This is a genomic window from Fundidesulfovibrio sp. YSD1 (assembly GCF_055397115.1).
Genome location: NZ_AP043666.1, coordinates 265,722 through 284,082, shown reverse-complemented (window position 1 = coordinate 284,082; position 18,361 = coordinate 265,722). Strand labels below are relative to the sequence as shown.

Below are 18,361 nucleotides of genomic sequence, written 5' to 3'. Positions count from 1 at the left end.
ACCGCGCCCCGGCCGCCTTGAGCCTTTCGCCCGTGGCGGATGGAGCCGTTCGCCATGCTGCCCGCACCGCGAACGAAGTGCCTGCGATGCGCCAGCAGGCAGGCGGCGCCAACCCCGCCGCAAAATTCGAGGGCCCCTTCCGGCGTAAGCCGGAAGGGGCCCAATGCTTTCATCGCGGCCTGGCCCCGCGGCCAGGCGTCACGCGCCCTACAGGTTGTACAGCACGTCGCCGGGGATGATCTTGATCCCCTTCTGGCCGAGCAGTTCGATGGCCTGGTCGGTCTTGTCGAAGCGAAAGACGATGATGGCGGTCTTGGAGCTCTGCTGCACGAAGGCGTACATGTACTCCACGTTGACCCCGCCCTTGGAGAGGATCTGGAGGATGGTGTTCAGGCCGCCGGGCTGGTCGTCCACCTCCACGGCCACCACGGAGGTGCGGCCCACGGTGAAGCCGTTCTCCTTGAGGGCCTTCTTGGCCTTCTCGTGGTCGGAGACGATCAGGCGCAGGATGCCGAAGTCCGAGGTGTCGGCCAGGGAGAGCGCGCGGATGCTCACCCCGCACTCGGAGAGGATGCGGGTGACTTCCTCCAGGCGTCCGGCCCGGTTCTCCAGGAAGATGGAAATCTGTTCGACTTTCATGGGTTCCCCCTAGTTCAGCTTTCGCAGATCGAGGATGCGTTTGGCCTTGCCTTCGGAACGCTGGATGCTCCTGGGCTCCACGAGCTTCACCTGCGCGGTGACGCCCAGGTAGTCCTTGATGTTTTTCATGATCTTGCCCTCGATGCGCTGGAGGTTCTTGATCTCGTCCGAGAAGAGCTTCTCGTCCACCTCCACCTGCACCTCCAGGGTGTCCAGGTTGCCTTCGCGCTTGACCACCAGCAGGTAGTGCGGGGCCAGGCCCTCGGTCTCCAGCAGGATCGACTCGATCTGGCTGGGGAACACGTTCACGCCGCGAATGATGAGCATGTCGTCGGAGCGGCCCATCATGCGGTGCACGCGCGCGAAGGTGCGTCCGCAGCGGCAGGGCACGACGTCGAGCTTGCTGATGTCGCGGGTGCGGTAGCGGATCAGGGGCTGGGCTTCCTTGGTCAGGGTGGTGATGACCAGTTCGCCGATCTCTCCCGGGGGCAGCACCTCGCCGGTGTCGGGGTCGATGATCTCCACCAGGAAGTGGTCCTCCATGATGTGCAGGCCCTTCTGGGCCACGTCGCACTCGATGCCCACTCCCGGCCCCATGATCTCGGAGAGGCCGTAGATGTCGATGGCCTTGATGCCCATCTTCTCCTCGATCTCCCGGCGCATCTCCTCGGTCCAGGGCTCGGCCCCGAAGATGCCGATGCGCAGCGGCAGGCCCTTGATGTCCACGCCCGCCTCCATGGCGGCCTCGTGGAGCACCAGGGCGTAGGAGGGCGTGGAGCAGAGCACGTTGGGGCCGAAATCCTTGAGCAGCATCACCTGGCGCTTGGTGCCGCCGCCGGAGATGGGCACGATGGTTGCGCCCAGTTCCTCCGCGCCGTAGTGCGCGCCGAGCCCGCCCGTGAACAGGCCGTAGCCGTAGGCGTTGTGGATCACGTCCTTGGCGGACGCGCCGGAGGCCACGAAGCAGCGCGCCATGAGCCTGGCCCAGTTGCGCACGTCACGGTGGGTGTAGCCCACCACCGTGGACTTGCCCGTGGTGCCGGAAGATGCGTGGATGCGCACCACGTTCTCCTTGGGCACGGCGAAGAGCCCGAAGGGGTAGTGGTTGCGCAGGTCCTGCTTTTCGGTGAAAGGCAGCAGCTTGAGATCCGAGAGCGAACGGATGTCGGAGGGCTTCACGCCCCTCTCGTCGAACTTCTGCCGGTAGAAGCCCACGTTGGCGTAGGCGCGTTGCGCCAGCGACTTGAGCCGGCCGAGTTGCAGGGCTTCCAGGTCTTCCCTGGGCAGGGTCTCCAGTTCCACGTCGTAGATCATATGGGCGTCACCTCCGTCTTGCGCGCGTCTGGCGATTAGTGCCCGAATGCTGGCGGGCGCGTCAATAAGCCCGGGCAAATTGCGTTTGCGGGCGGCGGTCAAAGTCTGTACGAAGGGGCACGGAAAACACATATGACAACAAGCAAGAAACCGATCATCCCCACCGCCGACAAGGTCCGCCTGGTGGCCTCCTGGCTGCGCGAGAAAAAGGCGAAGGACGTCACCGCCCTGGACGTGAACAAGGTCTGCAGCGTCACCGAGGCCATGATGGTGGCCACGGCCGCCAACGTGCGCCAGGCCCAGGCCATGGCCGACCACGTGCTGGAGAAATGCGCCGCCGAGGGCGTCTCCTTCCTCGGCATGGACGGCTACAAGACCGGACAGTGGGTCCTCGTGGATTTGAACGATGTAATCGTGCACATCTTCCAGGAGGACGCCCGCCAGTTCTACAACATCGAAGGCCTCTGGGCCGAGGGCGTCCAGATCACCCTGCCCGAGGAAGCCCCGGCCGAGAAGAAAGGCGAGGGCCAGTGAGCGCCTCCCGCACCCTGCTTCTGATCCTGGACGGCTGGGGCATGGCTCCGGCCGGGCCGGGCAACGCCGTGGCCTGCGCCAAGACCCCCTACCTCGACGCCCTGGCGGGCGAGTACCCGCACGCCACGCTCAAGTGCTCGGGGCGCGCCGTGGGCCTGCCCGAGGGCTTCATGGGCAACTCCGAGGTGGGGCACATGAACATCGGCGCGGGGCGCGTGGTCTACCAGGACATGACCCGCATCGACGTGTCCATCGAGGACCGCTCCATCTGGTCCAATCCCACGCTCCTGGACGTGGCCGCCAGGGTCAAGGCCTCCGGCGGGAGGCTGCACCTGATGGGGCTTCTCTCGGATGGGGGCGTGCACAGCCACCAGCGCCATGTTGAAGCGTTGCTTGAAGTTTTCAAGGGCGCGGGCGTGGCCGAGATCCTCGTGCACTGCTTCATGGACGGCCGCGACACCCCTCCCCAGAGCGGCTCTGGCTATGTGCGCGAGCTCGCGCGGGCCATGGAGCGCACAGGCGCGGGCAAGGTGGCCTCGGTCATCGGCCGCTTCTACGCCATGGACCGCGACAAGCGTTGGGACCGCGTGGCCCAGGCCTACGCCGCCCTGACCTCGGGCGAGGGCGAGCTGGCCCGCGACCCCGTGGCGGCCGTGGAGCAGGCCTACGCGGCCGGCGAATCCGACGAGTTCGTGAAGCCGCGCCTGATGGAAGGCCCGGACGGCAAGCCCCTGGGCCTGGTGCGGGACGGCGACGCCGTGTTCTTCTTCAACTTCCGGGCGGACCGCGCCCGCGAGATCACCAGCGCCTTCATCGCCCGGGACTTCGACGCCTTCCCCCGGGCGAAGGTCCCCAAGCTTTCGGTCTACGCCACCATGACCGAATACGACTCGACTTTCGGGCTGCCCGTGGCCTTCGCGCCCGAGGAGCTCATCGACACCCTGGGCCAGGTCTATTCCGGCGCGGGGCTCAGGCAGCTGCGCATCGCGGAGACCGAGAAGTACGCCCACGTGACCTACTTCCTGAACGGCGGGCGCGAGGAGCCCTTCCCGGGCGAGGACCGCGTGCTGGTGCCTTCCCCGCGCGACGTGGCCACCTACGACCTGAAGCCCCAGATGAGCGTGCGCGAGGTCACCGAGGCCTTCGTCTCGGCCTGGGCCAAGGGCTACGACCTGGCGGTGTGCAACCTGGCCAACCTGGACATGGTCGGGCACACGGGCATCCTGGACGCGGCCGTGGCCGCGTGCGAGGCCGTTGACGAGTGCGTCGGGCGCATCGTGTCCACGGTGCTGTCCTCGGGCGGGCGCGTGCTGGTCACGGCGGACCACGGCAACGCCGAGGAGATGATCGACGCCAGCGGCGGCAGGATGACCGCGCATACGCTGAACGTGGTGCCGCTCATCCTGGTGGACCCCGCGCGCAAGGATGCGAAACTCAAGGACGGAAAGCTGGCGGACATCGCGCCGACCATCCTCGGACTGGCCGGGCTCGCCCAGCCTAAGGCCATGACCGGCAGTTCCCTGCTGGAGGAGTAGAGCGTGTCGGAGAAGAAGAAGCCGCTGACCCCGGTGAAGCCCTGCGGGCTGGAGCTGGTCTACCTGTACCCGTGTCCGTTCTGCGTGCGCGAGGTGCCCCTGATCGCGCCCACCAAGCCGACCATGGCCCAGTGCGACGCCTGCCACCAGCGTTTTCCGGTGGTCCCGGCGGACGAGAAGACCGTCCGGTTCCTCAAACTCATGACCTCCAACGGCCGGGCCGGCATCGACCCGGACTACCTGTAATTCCTTCTTTTCACCGGTGAAACCCGCGAAGCTGTAGCCGGGTCCAGGGGCAGGCGCTGCCCCTGGCGGGAGAGTCCAGAGAGGGCGGCGCCTTCTCTGGCCGCCGGAGGCCTCTTACTCTTCTCTCCTCAGCGCCTCCCAGCCGAATTCCAGGAGCGGCAGCACCTGCATGCCGAACCCGGCCAGCTTGTCCACCAGCGAAGCGTCCATGACCTCGTCCGTCTCCAGCGGCTTCATCACCGTGTAGCCCTTGAGCTTCACGGCCGTCGCCAGGTCTTCGTCGTGCACGTCCTCGAAGCCGCGCGGCAGGCGCTTGAGCGTCTCGTCCGCGTCGAGCGACAGCCCCTTCGAGGCCAGCGCCTTCACGACCTCCCTGAAACGCCCGGGGTACTCCCTGATGTGCGCGCGCAGCTTGGCCAACTCGCCGGGCTCGGGCCGGTAGAAGCCCGCGGCCATCAGGCAGCCAGTGGGGGAGACGTGCATGTAGAGCACGCCCTGCTCCTTGCGCGACCCGGTGGGGGTGAGCACCGCGCCGGAGTGGGTCTTGTAGGGGCTCTTGTCGCGCGAGAAGCGCACGTCGCGGTTGATGCGGAAGAGCGACGACCTGCGGTCGCCCTTCAGGGGCACGCCTTCAGCCTGAAGCCTGGCGGCCACCTCTTCCATCAGCGCGCCCAGCGGGGCCTTGAGCTCGCGCTCGTGCACGGCCTTCTCGCGGTTGAAGAACTCGCGCGCGCCGTCGTAGTCGCCCTTGTCCTGCAGGCGCAGGAGTTCCGCGAGGAACGCGGGGCCTTCGGGCCTGAATCCGGTGAAACCGGCGGACTTCATGTGCTCCCCCTTGGTGTTTCAGGGCTTGTACAGGCCGGGAGCCGGAAAATCCATCCGGTTGCGGGAGAGCTTGCGCGGTACGGCGTCGGCCGCGTATGGTGGGAGAAGCGTCCGCCCCGGGCGGGCGGCCGCAAGGAGTGCCCATGCCGTTTTCCCCCACGCAACTGCTGGCCCAGTACGGCTATCTGGCTGTCTTCGCGGGCAGCGTGATTGAGGGCGAGACGATCCTTCTGCTGGCCGGGTTCGCCGCGCACCAGGGGTATTTGAGCTTCCCGCTGGCCGTGTTCTGGGGCTTCGCCGCGGGGCTTGCGGCCGACCAGGCGTTTTTTCACCTGGGCCGTTGCCGCGGGCCGTGGCTCGTGCGCCGCTTTCCCTCGGTGGGCGGGCACGTCAGGCGCGTGGACGGGCTCGTGGCCCGCTACAGGTCGCTGGTGGTGCTCATGCTGCGCTTTCTGTACGGGCTTCGCGTGGCGGGACCGGCGGTGATCGGCATGAGCGAGATCGGCGCGTGGCGCTTCGCCGCGCTCGACGCACTGGGGGCGCTCACCTGGTCGCTGGTGATGTGCGGGGCGGGGTACCTGTTCGGCGGGGCCCTGAACGCCGCCCTCGACGACCTCAAGCGCTACGAGGAGGCCGCCCTGGTCCTGCTGGCCTGCGCCGGGGCGGGAGTGTGGCTCTGGAGGAGAAGGCGCGAGCAGGGCAGGAAACCGAAGGACGAGGCGGGCGGTCCCGCCGGTGAGGAGAAGTGATGAAGCGCTGGTACGAGGAGCTTTTCGAGAACTACGCCCGCAAGTACGACCGCGAGAGCTTCACCCAGGGCACGGCCGGGGAGTGCGACTTTCTGGAGCGCGAGATGGGCTTCGACAAGTCCAGGCGCATCCTGGACATCGGCTGCGGCACGGGCAGGCACGCGCTGGAGCTCACGCGGCGCGGCTACCGGGTGCTGGGCGTGGACCTGTCCGCCGCGCAGATCGGGCGGGCGCGGGAAAAGGCCCGCGAAGAGGGGCTCGAGGTCGACTTCAGGCTCCACGACGCGCGCGACCTGCCTTTTCAGGGCGGTTTCGACGTTGCCGTGATGCTCTGCGAGGGCGGTTTCTCGCTCATGGAGACCGACGAGATGAACTTCGAGATCCTTCGCGGCGCGGCCCGTGCGCTCGATCCGGGCGGGAAGTTCGTCTTCACGACGCTCAACGGCCTTTTCCCGCTCTTCCACAGCGTGAAGGACTTCCTGAACGCCGGGCAACAGGAGGGCAACTCGGCCTGCGAGTCGTCCAGGTTCGACCTCATGACCTTCCGCGACTACAACGCGGTGACCTTCGAGGACGACCTCGGCAACGTGAAGACGCTCGACTGCAACGAACGCTACTACGTGCCCAGCGAGATCACCTGGCTGCTCAAGTCGCTGGGGTTCGCTTCCATCGGCATCTTCGGGGCCAGGCTCGGGGCCTTCAGCAGGGAGCACGCGCTCACCACCGAAGACTACGAGATGCTCGTGGTGGCCACGAAGCAGGGCGGGGCTTGCCTCGACGCGAACGGGGATTAGATGAGAGGCATGGGCACGCTTGGCGCGAAGGCACGGGAGATATTCGAGTCCGTGGTGGACCGGGGCATCGAGGGGCTGCCGCCCTTCGCGTCGTCCTGGGAGCTGGCCGTGGGCTACCTTGGCGACGGCTCCTTCGCGGACAACCACGAGCGCGTGGCCGCGCTGATCGCCAGGGAATCGCGCAAGAACGCCGTGAGCACCGCCGTGACCAACCTTGGCGGGCTTCTCACCCTGCCCGTGGCCGTTCCGGCCAACGCCTACGCCTCCTTCGCCTACCAGGCCCGCCTGGCGGCCGCCGTGGCCCTGGTCTACGGCCACGACATCCGCTCGCCGCGCGTGCGCGCGCTGGTGGGGATCTCGCTCGCGGGCAGGCGCGCGGTGGAGGCGCTCAAGGGCGTGGGCGTGAAGGCGGCCACCGCGCTTCTGGAGCGCGGGGCGGCGCAGCTCGCCGAGAAGCTGGCGGCTGACGTGGGCGCGGGCGTGGGCATGCGCATCCTGGGGCAGGGGAGCCAGCAGCTGCCGGGGCTGATGCTCAAATCCATCCCCCTGGCCGGGGCCGCGGTGTGCGGCTTCATCGACTGGCGCTACTGCCGGGCCGTGGGGCGCGTTTCGCGCGCGATATTCGGCGGGAAATAAAAAAGGCCCGGAAATCCGGGCCTTTGAAGGAAACCAGGCACCCAAAAGCAACCGTTACCGTTGCTCCCTCTCGGGCCTGGCGGGGTTGGCGGCGCCTTCGCCGCCTGGCTTCCTTGAAATGCTAGTGGCGGAGAGGGAGGGATTCGAACCCTCGGTAACGGTTTTGCCGCTACACACGATTTCCAATCGTGCACCTTCGGCCAGCTCGGTCACCTCTCCGTTAGCCGCGAGACGGAGTTAGTTATAGTTTCCGGCTCCGCTTGGCAAGCGTTTTTTCATATCCCCATGATATTGTATCCACTGTCCACGTGGATCACCTCGCCGGTCACACCGCCGGAGAGCCCGGAAGCCAGGTAGACCGCCGTTCCCGCCACGTCGTCCTGGGTGACGTTGCGCCGAAGCGGCGAGCGTTCCTCAACCACTGGCAGGATGTTCTTGAAGCCCGAGATGCCCGACGCGGCCAGGGTCTTGATGGGGCCCGCGCTGATGGCGTTCACGCGCACGCCCGAGGGGCCGAGGTCCGAGGCCAGGTAGCGCACTGAGCACTCCAGCGCGGCCTTGGCCACGCCCATGACGTTGTAGGAGGTGATGACCTTCTCCGAGCCCAGGTAGGTCATGGTGATCACCGAGGCGTCGGGGGAGAGGAGCTTCTCGAAGCCCTTGCACAGAGCGGCGAGCGAGAAGGCCGAGACGTCCAGGGCCAGGGCGAAGCCCGAGCGGGAGGTGTCCACGTAGCGGCCCTTGAGGTCGTCCTGGCTGGCGTAGGCCACGGAGTGCACGAGCACGTCCACCGAGCCCCATTTTTCGGCCACGAGGGCGGCGGCTTCCGCGATCTGCTCGTCGCTGGTCACGTCGCAAGGAAAGATGAAATCGCCGCCGAGCTCTTCGGATATGGGCTCCAGGCGCTTGAGGATGGCCTCGCCGGGGTGGTTGAAGGCCAGCCTGGCCCCGTGGGACTTGAAGGCCTTGGCCACGCCGTAGGCGATGGAGCGGTCGTTGGCCACGCCGAATATGAGGGCTTTCTTGTTTTCGAGGAGCATTCCCCCCTCCTTTGGAATCAGGATAGTGAATGCTCTTCATAACACGCCTGCGCCGCGAAGCAATGACCTGGGTCACATTGCGAAAAAGTGGACGCGGCGTAAAAAAGCCCCCCGTCCTTGCGGACGAGAGGCTCGGTCGGCACGAGTTCTTGGCAAGCCGCCGCTAGGGCATCATCTCGATGACCTTGCGCATCACCTCGAAGGCGTCGGCCACGTAAAGCACGTCCGCCTTGCCCTGGGCCCAGCCGCAGTTGGGGTCCAGGTTCACGGCGCGGCGCTCGCCGATGAAGCGCCAGCCAACGGTGTGCGGCTCCTCGCCGTGGCAGCACGTGGCCAGGCCCTTGGCGTGGCGCGGGGTGGAGCCGGTCTGCCCCACCTGGTGCATGTGCGTGAGGAACGACATCACCTGCTGGCCCTCGCCGGAGAGGTCCACCAGGGACTTGGACGTGCCCAGCGACGCCTGGGCCTTGTTCAAGAAGCCCAGGATCAGCTTCTCGGCGTCCTCCATGTGGGTCGCGCCGTCGGCCTGCTTCTTGGTCCAGCCCGCGCCCGCAACGAAGAGCAGGGCGGCGTCGGGGCGGATGGTCTGCTCCTCGGCGGAGGGGCAGATCATGCCCGTGACCTCGGTGCGCACCGGCTCGGGCAGGGCTGCGGCCACGGCCGTGACCTGGGCGGAGCCCGCGCACCCCTCGGGCGCGGCGAAGCAGCCCGGGGCGACGCTCACGAACCAGGGGCGCTCCTGGCGGGTAAGCTCCGCGAACATGCGCTGGCGGTAGTACCAGCGGGTGACCACGGGCTTGCCGTCGGCCACGGTGAGCGCGGTGACGCCGGTGTCGGAGCGTCCGCCCGCGCGGGCGGCGGCTCCGGGCAGCACGCGGCTCAGGCGCGGGGTGGCCGCGCCGATGACGATGCCAGCGCCCGAGGCTTCGCGCAGGGCGGTCAGCGCCGCGCAGTCCGTGGCGTAGCGGGGCTGGGAGAATTCGGGTCCGGCAACGCCGTAGAAGGCTTCCGCGCCGCATCCGGCCACGGAGTCGGCCGCGGCCTGAACGTCGGCGCCGACGATGCCCACGCAGAAGGGGGCGCCCAGCTGCCCGGCCAGGGCCTTGGCGGCGGCCAGGGCCTCCAGGGAGGCCTTGCCCAGGGAACCGTCGCATTCGGTGTGGGCGACGAAGAGAATCTTGTCCATATCTTCCTCCGGTTATCCGGCCGCGAGGGCCGGATGGCCAGTGCGCGCCGCTAGGCGCTCAGCCAGTCGACGATTTCCTTGGCGATGGTCTCGGCCGGGGTGTCCTTGACGATGCGGGTCTCGCGCTTCTGGCTGGGGATCTGCACCCCGGCGTACTCGGCCCCGCCCTCGATCTTCACGGGCTTGGCCTTCTGGAGCGCGGGCATCACCAGGCGCATGTTCTGCATGCCCACCTGGGGGTTGTTGGGCGGCTCGGGCAGCTCGCCCGTGGCCCAGCCGAACACGGCCGGGGCGGCCGCGAGCACGGACTCCTGGTAGCTGCCGCCCTCCACGCGCTCGAGCACGCGCATGGAGCCGTCGGCGCGCACCTCGAGCTTGTCCACGCCCTGGAACTGCTCGAAGACGCCCAGCTTCTCGCCCACGATCTGCATGGTGGCGCCGGCCCCGCGCGAGGCGGACTGCCAGCCGCCGAACACCAGCAGGCGGGACTTGTCGAGCCCGGGGATGGCCGAGATGGCCTCGGCCAGGGCCGAGCCCACGGCGTCGGCCTCCACGAAGCCTCCGGCCGGGCCGTCCAGCACCACCAGCTCGAAGGGCACCTTCTGGGCGATGGTCATCATCACCTGCTGGAGCTTGGCCTTGGGGCCCATGCTCACCAGCCAGACCTTGCTGCCGGGGGCCTTCTTGGCCAGGTCGGCGGCCTCGAACAGGGCGTGGGAGGCCCAGGGGTCCAGGATGGCGGGGAGCATCAGCTCGTTCTTCAGTCCCCAGCCGGCGGGACCCTTGACGGGTTCCAGAGTCTGGAGCGGATCGGGCACGATGCCGCCGCAGACGACGATATGAAAGCCTGCGCTCATGGTTTCTCCTTTAATTTTCAGCGGAATGCAGCCCACCGGCCCCGGACCGGAACTCGATGTTGGTCTTTTCCGGGTCCTTGGGATGGGGCTTCGAGCAGTTCCAGAGGCACGCCCCGCAGTGCACGCACTTCTCGCGGTCGAACAGCGGCACGCCGTCGTCCGGGTTGGTGGCGATGGCCTGGCCGGAACACATGTCGATGCAGATCTTCTCGTTGCAGCGGCGGCAGGCGTCCGGGTCGGCGAAGACCACGTGGTCCGCGTAGCCGAAGGGGGCCTGGACCTTGCCGCCGATGAGCAGCGCGTCCTGATGCGACACCAGGAGCTGCCCGTCGTACTCTATCTTGGGCCAGCCCACGCGGTCCATCACGGCCTCGTGCAGGGGCTCGCCCTTAGCCTGGCACTCGCGGCGCATGGCCTCGAGCTCCTCGGCCGGAATCTGGGGGTAGTAGGCGTCCTCCAGGGAGGGCACGCGCTCGTGCGGGGGCCTGTGGTCGCCGGGCCAGTTGTACTTTCCGCCGGAGAACCCGGCCATGGCCATGCCCAGGAGCCCCTGGATGAAGCCCTTGCCGAAGCCGTCGCGCGACTTCTCGGCGATCCTGGCCTCTTCCTCCAGGCGCGACGCCCTGCGCCTGGCCACGTAGGCGTCCTTCAGGTTGGCGCGGCTGAAGGGCTTGCCCGCCTTCATCAGTTCCAGCACGCCTTCGGCCAAAAGCACGCCCGAGGTCCAGGCCTCGTCCACGCCAGAGCCGGTGAGCACGTTGGTGGTGCCGGAACCCTCGCCGATGCGCGCGTACCCGTCGCCAGCCAGCCAGGGCTCGCCCCTGCGCCCGGCCTCCAGGAGCGACTTGGCTCCCCAGGAGCGCATCCGCCCGCCCTTCAGGTGCTTCCAGAGGTAGGGGTGGGTGAGCCAGTGCTGGAGGTAGCGGTAGCCGGTGCGCACCGGGATGTCGAGCCAGGAGGGCACGAAGATGCCCGCCGCGGCCACGCGTTCGGGCAGCACGTAGAGGAAGCCGAAGATGTCGGGCTCGGGGTAGCCGAAGGTGTGCAGCACGAAGCCCTCGGGCAGGGTGCAGCCCTCGGGCAGGTCGATGACCATCTTCATGCCGAGAGCCCAGTCGCGGCGGTGATGGCCGTGGGGCATGCCCATGGCGTCGTCCAGGTCGCGTCCCACGGGGCCCACGGGGCCGTCGCCGATGACCGTGAGGGCGGCCTTGATGTCCATGCCGGGCATGAAGCCCGCGTCCGGCTCGCCGGACTTGGTCACGCCCTGGTCCGCCAGGCGTACGCCCCTGACCTTGCCGTCCTCGATGATCACCTTGGAGACGGGCATGCCGGGCCAGATCTGCGCCACGCCGCCGCCCATGACCTGCGAGCCCACCCACTGGTTGAACTGGCCGATGGAGAAGACCAGCCCGGGCTCCTTCTGCAGGAAGGGCGGGATGTAGGGCAACTCATAGGCGTGGTCGCGCACCTTGAGCAGGCCCCCGAGGGCCCCAAGCACGTCGTCGCCGAAATCGAGCAGGTCCTGGCGGCGGCTGGCCCCGTGCGGGTCCAGCAGGTAGGCCACCTTCTCGCCCGTGACCTCGGCGCACATGGGGAACATGGCGGGCTCGAAATCGGGGTAGGATTCGCGGATGCCCCTGGCCCTGGTGACCACGCCCGAGACGCCCGCGCCGATGTCGTCCGCGCGCTCGTAACAGATCACCTGGGGCGCCGTGCCGGGCATCACCGCGCTTTCGACCACGGGAGCGCCGTCGTGGTCCACGAGGCCCTTGGTCAGCGTGGTGAGGAAACCGCCCATGGCGGGGCCGAAGCCCACGCAGACGATGTCCACGTCCATGCTCTGGCGTTCGATGTCGGACATATTCCTCCCTTGTGGCGTGCTGGCCCGGGCTCGGGCCGGATCCCGGCCCGGTTCCGGGCGTCTTGAGGGGATGCGGAAAGCGAAACCCCGGCGGCCGGGCGGGCGGTGCCGCCACGCCCGGCCGCCGGGTCAAGATGTTCCTACAGCGGGTAGTCCAGGGCCTCGGGGATCATCACCTGGGTCAGGGCCGCGCCGGCGCGGTCCTTGGCCAGGGCGGTCCCGGTGAGGGTCCTGTCCAGGTCCGCGCGCAGCTTGGAGAAGGCCGCGAGTTCGGCCTCGTCCTGCGGGCCGAAGCCGTAGACCATGCTGGCGCAGATGCGCGCGCACTCACCGGCGGCCCTGGCGGCCTGGAGCACGGCCAGGTCGGCGAAGAAGCCCACGGTGCCTTCCAGGCCCTCGGCCACGATGGGGTTCTCGGGGCCCTTGGCCTCGAGCTCCAGCACGTCGTCGATCTGGCAGCGGGTGGCCACGGCCCAGCACAGGGCGTCGGCCATGGGGAAGGTCACGTTCTGGCGGCGGTTGTGGTACAGGCGCGCGCCCGAGGGGTCCTTGGCGCGGTGCAGGAATTCGAGCGTCCACAGCCACATTCCCAGGGTCTTGGCCGAGATGGCCGCGCCGGTCTCCGGACGGTCCTTGCCGAGGGCGGCGAACTCCTCGATCCAGATGCGCAGCCTGGCCAGGAAGACCTCGTTGGTCATGGTGATGGACAGGTGGCGGCGCTGCACGGCCTCGGGGCCTTCGTAGGTGGCTTCGAGCTGGGCGTCCGTCCACTTGTGGAAGAGGAAGCCCGGGCAGTCCTCGGTGATGCCGTAGCCGCCCATGAGCGCCAGGGACTCGCGCATCACGGTGGCGCCCTGGCCGGTGTTCCAGAGCTTGCAGGCCGGGCAGAGGATGTTGGCCAGGGATTCCAGCAGCGTGTAGCTCACCAGCGGGTCGGCCTGGAGCTCGGCGAAGCGGGCGGCGTCGCGCTCGGACTCGGGCTTGGACTCGAGCGCGATGTACTCCAGGGCCAGCTTCTCGATCTTGCGCAGGGCGGAAAGCTGCGACTTGGGCCCGGTGATGCCCTGCTCGGCGAAGATGCGGTCCTTCTGTTTTTCGGAGGGGTCCAGCTGGTCGAACAGGCGGGCGGTGGCGAAGCCAAGGGAGGCTCCGGCCTCGCCCATGGCCCAGATCTCGGCCAGGCGCAGCACGGCGTCCTGCTTCTGCTGGATGCCCAGGTCGTACTTGGGCGTGCCGGGCTGGGCGTCGCCGCCGCGGTAGCGCTGGCGCTGGTAGCGGATCACCGGCTCCACGGCGGAGAGCAGCTTGGCCGTGGTCATGAGGGCCACGGGCACGCGGGTGCGGTGGAACACCGCGCCGATGATCTCGGCGTGGGTGTAGTTGGGCACGATCACGCCGTCCTTCACGGTGTAGCCGCCCACGATGCGGCTCGCGGGCACCTTCACGTTGAACACGGGGTCGCGCGTGGAGGAAAGCTGGTGCACCATCTTGAGCGTGGGCGCGCCCCGGTCGAAGACGCCCTCGTCGGTGTCCTCGACGATGACGATGCAGGAGGTCTTGATGCGCGGGTCACCGGTGTCCACGGCGCAGGTGGCGAAGTTGGCGAAGTCCATGCCGGTGATGAAGCGGCCGCGCTTGTCCACCTGGAGGATGGGCTCCTTGCCTTCCTCCCACTCGGCCACGCGCAGCTTGCCAACCAGGGTGTTGGTCTCCACGCCCACGTAGGGCAGGGGCTCGGTGAGGGCGAACGCGCCGCGCATGACCTGGCGGTCCTCGCCGGGCTGGGGGGGCACGCAGCTGCTCATGTAGTAGTCGCGCTGCTCGGGGGTGCCGCGCTCGTGAATGGGGGCCAGGGCCAGGTTGGTGGCCAGGGAGCAGGTGGCCGCGCCGGCGTCCACCCAGGCCAGCTCGAAGGCGACCAGGGCCAGGGCCAGGTTCTTGGGGCCCTCGATGAAGCCGCCCTGGTGGGGGTCCATGAAGAGCGCGGTCAGGCCGGAGGAGTCAAAGGCTTCCAGGAGCTGGGCCTTGTGATCGGTCCATTCGTGGGTGTTGCGCGCGCCCTCGGCAACCAGGCGGGCCACCAGGGAACGGGCGAGGGAGCGGGCGGATTGGACGACCATCTGGACATCGTAGCGGTCGGCGAAGCGCCACATGATCTGGCGAACGTCGTCGCCAGGAAGGGTGCGAAGGGTCTCCATGCGTGTTCCTATCACCTTGAATGTTGAGAAATCCGGCCGGGGACGGCTTGAAAAACTTAGTCTCGTTACGACATGAGCCCGCCCGCGTCAATCCAACGGGCGTTTCCAAAGGCCTCCGGACACGGCCGGGTCTTCAGCCCACCCTCGAAGAACGCAGGAGCGATTTTTCGAGGGTGGCAATTATTTCAGCAGATTGGGCGTGAAACGAACAGCAGTCCGCTTCGCGCGGCCGTTAGAAGGCCAGGGCCTCGCCGGTCAGGGCGCGGTAGGCCTCCAGGTATTTGTCGCGGGTCCGCTCGGCCACCTCGGCGGGCATGTGCGGCGCGGGCGGCTTCTTGTTGAAGCCCACGGATTCCAGCCAGTCGCGCAGGTACTGCTTGTCGAAGCTGGGCTGGCCGCCTCCCGGGGCGTATCCGGCCGCTGGCCAGAAGCGCGAGGAGTCGGGGGTGAGCACCTCGTCGATGAGGGTCAGGCCCTCGGCCGTGACGCCGAACTCGAACTTGGTGTCCGCGATCAGGATGCCCCGGCCCGAGGCGTAGTCGCGCGCCTGGGAGTAGATGGCCAGGGCGGTGTCCTGGGCCTTGGCGAAGAGGTCCTCCCCGGTCAGGGCGCGGGCCTGGTCCAGGGTGATGTTCTCGTCGTGCTGGCCCAGCTCGGCCTTGGTGGAGGGCGTGAACAGGGGCTTCTCGAGCTTCTCGGACTCCCTGAGCCCGGCGGGCAGGGCGTGTCCGCAGACCATGCCCGTGGCCTTGTAGTCCTTCCAGCCCGAGCCCGTGATGTAGCCGCGCACGATGCACTCGATGGGCAGGGGCTTGGCCTTCTTCACCAGCACGGCGCGGCCCTCGAGCATGTCCGCGTGCTTCTTCAGCGGCGCGGGGAAGTCGGCCGGGTCCACGGCCAGCAGGTGGTTCTTCACCAGACCCTCGAACATGCGCATCCAGAAGATGGTGATCTTGTTCAGGATCACGCCCTTGAAGGGGATGGGGTCGGGCAGGACCACGTCGAAGGCCGAGATGCGGTCCGTGGTGACGATGAGCAACTGCTCGTCCGACACCTGGTAGATGTCGCGCACCTTGCCGCGAGAGAGGAGCGGGTACTCTTTGATGTCCGTGGTGGTGATCACTTGCATGGGTGTGGTCTCCGGGAATTATTCGTTGCGGCACTCGACCGAGCGGGCGTGGGCCTCCAGGCCCTCCAGCCGCGCCAGGCGCGCGATCTTGGCCCCGTGCCTGCGCGCGTACGAGGGCGGCGCGGCGATGAGGCTCGACTTCTTGGTGAAGGTCTCCACTGAAAGAGCCGAGGAGAAGCGGGCGTTGCCCATGGTGGGCAGCACGTGGTTGGGGCCGGCGAAGTAGTCGCCCACGGGCTCGGGGCAGCCGCAGCCCAGGAAAATGGCCCCGGCGTGGCGTACCCTGCCGAGAATGCCCCAGCCGTCGGCCACGGCCAGCTCCAGGTGCTCCGGGGCCAGCTTGTTGACCACGTCCAGGCCTTCCTCGATGCCGGGCACGGTGACGATTGCCCCCCAGTCGGCCAGGGATTTGCGGGCGATCTCGTTGCGGGGCAGCACCGCGAGCTGGCGTTCCAGCTCCTTTTCCACGGCCTGGGCCTGTTCAGGGCTGACCGTGACCAGGATGGAGGCGGCCAGCGGGTCGTGCTCGGCCTGGGAGAGCATGTCGGCGGCCAGCCAGGCCGCGGGGGCGGACTCGTCGGCCAGGATGACGATCTCTGACGGCCCCGCGATCATGTCGATGCCCACCTGGCCCACCAGGAGCCTCTTGGCCGTGGTCACGTAGATGTTGCCCGGGCCGGCCAGCACGTCGGCCGGGGCGATGGTGCGCGTGCCCAGGGCCAGGGCCGCGATGGCCCAGGCGCTGCCCACGCGGTAGATCTCGTCCAGGCCCAGCACCGCCGCGGCGGCCAGTATGTAAGGATTGAGCGTGCCGTCCTTGCGCGGGGGCGAGACGGCCGCGATGCGCGTAACCCCGGCCACCTGGGCCGGGATGGCGTTCATGAGCAGCGAGGAGATGAGCGGCGTCTCGCCGCCCTGTCCGCCCGGGACGTAGAGGCCCACGGAGTCCACGGGCCTGACGATCTGGCCGAGCACGGTGCCGTCCTCGGCGGTGGTCATCCAGGACTTTTCCTTCTGGTTCTCGTGGAAGCGGCGGATGTTCTCGGCCGCCTCCTCGATGATGGCCAGGTCGGATTCGTCCACCTCCCGGAGCGCGCGGTCGAAGTCCTCCCGAGGCACGCGCAACATGGAGGCCTCGAACGAGGGGCAGTCGAAGCGGCGGGTGTAGTCGGCCAGGGCCTCGTCGCCCTCCCGGGCCACCCGGGCCAGGATCTCGCGCACGCGCGACTCCACCGCCTGGTCGGGGTTCTCCCGGCCTTTGAGTTTTTCGAGCAGTGGGGCGATATCCTCGGGACGCTGGTATGTGAGCTGAGGGCAGGGCATGAATGCTCCGGGGGGCGTCGTTGGCGGCTTGATAGACGATGACACCGTATTTGTCGAGTGCCGGGAACAATGCTACAAGCCCGCCCGGCGCGCCGGAAGGCGGCGCGTTTTCGCGCACACATTCCTCACGGGCCGCAACGGCCCGAGACCGGCGGACATGGACCAGACACTCGAACGCGCCCTCTCCAAGACGTCCTGGCGGCTCCTGCCGCTTCTCTTCGTGCTCTACATCGTGGCCTACCTGGACCGCATCAACGTGAGCTTCGCGGCCCTGGGCATGAACCAGGACCTGGGACTCTCCCAGACCGCCTACGGGTTGGGGGCCGGCATCTTCTTCCTCGGCTACATCATTTTCGAGATACCAAGCAACCTCGTGCTCGAAAAGGTGGGCCCGCGCCGCTGGATCGCGCGGATCATGGTCAGCTGGGGCCTGGCCACCATGGCCCTGGCCTACGCCCAGGGGCCCATGTCCTTCGCGGCCCTGCGCTTCCTCCTGGGCGCGGCCGAGGCCGGGTTCTTCCCCGGGATCATCCTCTACCTTACTTACTGGTTCCCGCTGGCCAGGCGCGCCCGGGCAGTGGCCCTGTTCATGACCGCAACAGCCGTGGCCGGGCTGGTGGGAAGCCCCATCTCGGGCTGGATCATGCAGCTGCACGGGGCCGTGGGCCACGCCGGATGGCAGTGGCTCTTCCTGCTGGAAGGCCTGCCCGCCGTGCTCCTGGGCGTGGCCGTGCTCTTCGTGCTGCCCGACGGGCCGCGCCACGCGCGCTGGCTCACCCCGGACGAGCGCGAGGCGCTGGAAACCGCGCTCGCCTCCGAGAGCGCCCAGGTGGCCTCGCTGCACGCATCGAGCCTGCGCCAGGGGCTCGCGAGCCCGCGTGTCTGGCTCCTGGGGTTCGTCTACTTCTGCTCGGTGCTGGCCATGTACGGGCTGGTGATGTGGCTGCCGCAGATAGTGGCCGGGGTGACCGGGGCGGGCACGCTCTCCGTGGGCTTCTACGTGATGGTCGCCTACTTCTGCGCCGCCGTGGGCATGGTGGCGGTGGGCGCGAGCTCCGACCGCCTGGGCGAGCGGCGCTGGCACGCCGTGGGCTCCATGGGCATGTGCCTGGCCGGGATGATCGTGCTGGCCGCGAGCACCAGCCTGCCAGGCATCCTCGCCGGGGCGAGCCTGGCGGCCGTCGGCATCTGGAGCGTGCTGGGGCCGTTCTGGGGCCTGGCCACGGGGTACCTGACCGGCACTGCCGCCGCTGCGGGCATCGCGCTGATCAATTCGCTGGGCAACGTGGGCGGATTCGCCGGGCCGTACCTGATGGGCTGGGTGAAGACGCACACCGGGCACTACACCGAGGCGTTTCTCTACATCGCTGCGGTGGTGGTTGCCGGGATGATTCCGATTTTATTCATGAAGAAGAGATAAGATGCCTCCGGCGGCCAGGGGGAGAAGCCTCCCCCTGGACCCTGCTTTTTGCTTCGCATTCTCTCACCGGCC

Annotated in this window: 17 protein-coding genes, 1 tRNA gene and 1 other RNA gene; 7 read left to right on the top strand and 12 right to left on the bottom strand. The window is 68.2% G+C overall.

Features of this window, described 5'->3' with window-relative positions:
* Positions 1–207: 207 nt before the first annotated feature.
* Complete coding sequence (locus tag ACZ5V4_RS01400; protein WP_464316393.1) at positions 208–639, bottom strand: ACT domain-containing protein; 432 nt, start codon at positions 637–639, stop codon at positions 208–210.
* 9 nt (positions 640–648) lie between these two features.
* Positions 649–1,953: a phenylacetate--CoA ligase family protein gene (locus ACZ5V4_RS01395; protein WP_464316392.1), complete on the bottom strand. Its 1,305-nt coding sequence runs from the start codon at positions 1,951–1,953 to the stop codon at positions 649–651.
* Positions 1,954–2,085: 132 nt separating this feature from the next.
* On the opposite strand from ACZ5V4_RS01395, the gene rsfS reads away from it, so the two are divergent.
* From rsfS to ACZ5V4_RS01380, 3 genes are read left to right on the top strand one after another with little or no spacing between them, the layout of a single operon-like run.
* Complete coding sequence (rsfS, locus tag ACZ5V4_RS01390) at positions 2,086–2,487, top strand: ribosome silencing factor (protein ID WP_464316391.1); 402 nt, start codon at positions 2,086–2,088, stop codon at positions 2,485–2,487.
* Positions 2,484–4,022 (top strand): 2,3-bisphosphoglycerate-independent phosphoglycerate mutase, encoded by a 1,539-nt coding sequence (gene gpmI, locus ACZ5V4_RS01385; protein WP_464316390.1) that lies wholly within the window; start codon positions 2,484–2,486, stop codon positions 4,020–4,022. The genes rsfS and gpmI overlap by 4 nt, the downstream gene beginning before the upstream one ends.
* Positions 4,023–4,025: 3 nt before the next feature.
* Positions 4,026–4,268: a hypothetical protein gene (locus ACZ5V4_RS01380; protein WP_464316389.1), complete on the top strand. Its 243-nt coding sequence runs from the start codon at positions 4,026–4,028 to the stop codon at positions 4,266–4,268.
* 114 nt (positions 4,269–4,382) lie between these two features.
* Here ACZ5V4_RS01380 and ACZ5V4_RS01375 read toward each other — a convergent pair whose 3' ends face one another.
* Positions 4,383–5,093: a TIGR02453 family protein gene (locus ACZ5V4_RS01375; protein WP_464316388.1), complete on the bottom strand. Its 711-nt coding sequence runs from the start codon at positions 5,091–5,093 to the stop codon at positions 4,383–4,385.
* Positions 5,094–5,236: 143 nt separating this feature from the next.
* Between ACZ5V4_RS01375 and ACZ5V4_RS01370 the strand changes: the two genes are divergently transcribed.
* Genes ACZ5V4_RS01370 through ACZ5V4_RS01360 form a run of 3 tightly spaced genes read left to right on the top strand, consistent with a single transcriptional unit; the run spans position 5,237 to position 7,272 of the window.
* Positions 5,237–5,842, top strand: a complete 606-nt coding sequence (locus tag ACZ5V4_RS01370; protein WP_464316387.1) for a DedA family protein — start codon at positions 5,237–5,239, stop codon at positions 5,840–5,842.
* Positions 5,842–6,636, top strand: coding sequence for a class I SAM-dependent methyltransferase (locus ACZ5V4_RS01365; protein WP_464316386.1), 795 nt, complete (start codon positions 5,842–5,844; stop codon positions 6,634–6,636). The genes ACZ5V4_RS01370 and ACZ5V4_RS01365 overlap by 1 nt, the downstream gene beginning before the upstream one ends.
* Positions 6,637–7,272, top strand: coding sequence for a hypothetical protein (locus ACZ5V4_RS01360; protein ID WP_464316385.1), 636 nt, complete (start codon positions 6,637–6,639; stop codon positions 7,270–7,272). It begins immediately after the preceding gene.
* A gap of 21 nt (positions 7,273–7,293) precedes the next feature.
* On the opposite strand, the gene ffs is transcribed toward ACZ5V4_RS01360, so the two are convergent.
* The 9 genes from ffs to hisD form a co-directional block, all read right to left on the bottom strand.
* Positions 7,294–7,389, bottom strand: an RNA gene (ffs, locus tag ACZ5V4_RS01355) — signal recognition particle sRNA small type.
* Between the two features lie 8 nt (positions 7,390–7,397).
* Positions 7,398–7,491, bottom strand: a tRNA-Ser gene (locus ACZ5V4_RS01350).
* A gap of 56 nt (positions 7,492–7,547) precedes the next feature.
* Positions 7,548–8,312 (bottom strand): enoyl-ACP reductase FabI, encoded by a 765-nt coding sequence (locus tag ACZ5V4_RS01345; protein WP_464316384.1) that lies wholly within the window; start codon positions 8,310–8,312, stop codon positions 7,548–7,550.
* Positions 8,313–8,475: 163 nt separating this feature from the next.
* Positions 8,476–9,498 (bottom strand): electron transfer flavoprotein subunit alpha/FixB family protein, encoded by a 1,023-nt coding sequence (locus ACZ5V4_RS01340; protein ID WP_464316383.1) that lies wholly within the window; start codon positions 9,496–9,498, stop codon positions 8,476–8,478.
* Between the two features lie 50 nt (positions 9,499–9,548).
* Positions 9,549–10,355 carry an electron transfer flavoprotein subunit beta/FixA family protein gene (locus tag ACZ5V4_RS01335; RefSeq protein ID WP_464316382.1) on the bottom strand — a complete coding sequence of 269 codons (807 nt, stop codon included), beginning with the start codon at positions 10,353–10,355 and terminating at the stop codon, positions 9,549–9,551.
* Between the two features lie 10 nt (positions 10,356–10,365).
* A complete protein-coding gene (locus ACZ5V4_RS01330) occupies positions 10,366–12,219 on the bottom strand; it encodes a 4Fe-4S ferredoxin (protein ID WP_464316381.1) in 1,854 nt (617 codons plus the stop codon).
* 140 nt (positions 12,220–12,359) lie between these two features.
* The gene (locus ACZ5V4_RS01325) at positions 12,360–14,417 is read right to left on the bottom strand and encodes an acyl-CoA dehydrogenase family protein (RefSeq protein ID WP_464316380.1); all 2,058 of its coding nucleotides are present in this window, start codon (positions 14,415–14,417) and stop codon (positions 12,360–12,362) included.
* A gap of 232 nt (positions 14,418–14,649) precedes the next feature.
* On the bottom strand, positions 14,650–15,546 hold the full coding sequence (locus ACZ5V4_RS01320; RefSeq protein ID WP_464316379.1) for a phosphoribosylaminoimidazolesuccinocarboxamide synthase: 897 nt from the start codon (positions 15,544–15,546) through the stop codon (positions 14,650–14,652).
* Between the two features lie 18 nt (positions 15,547–15,564).
* Positions 15,565–16,869 carry a histidinol dehydrogenase gene (hisD, locus tag ACZ5V4_RS01315; RefSeq protein WP_464316378.1) on the bottom strand — a complete coding sequence of 435 codons (1,305 nt, stop codon included), beginning with the start codon at positions 16,867–16,869 and terminating at the stop codon, positions 15,565–15,567.
* Positions 16,870–17,026: 157 nt separating this feature from the next.
* Between hisD and ACZ5V4_RS01310 the strand changes: the two genes are divergently transcribed.
* Positions 17,027–18,289, top strand: a complete 1,263-nt coding sequence (locus tag ACZ5V4_RS01310; RefSeq protein WP_464316377.1) for an MFS transporter — start codon at positions 17,027–17,029, stop codon at positions 18,287–18,289.
* The last annotated feature ends 72 nt before the right edge of the window (positions 18,290–18,361 follow it).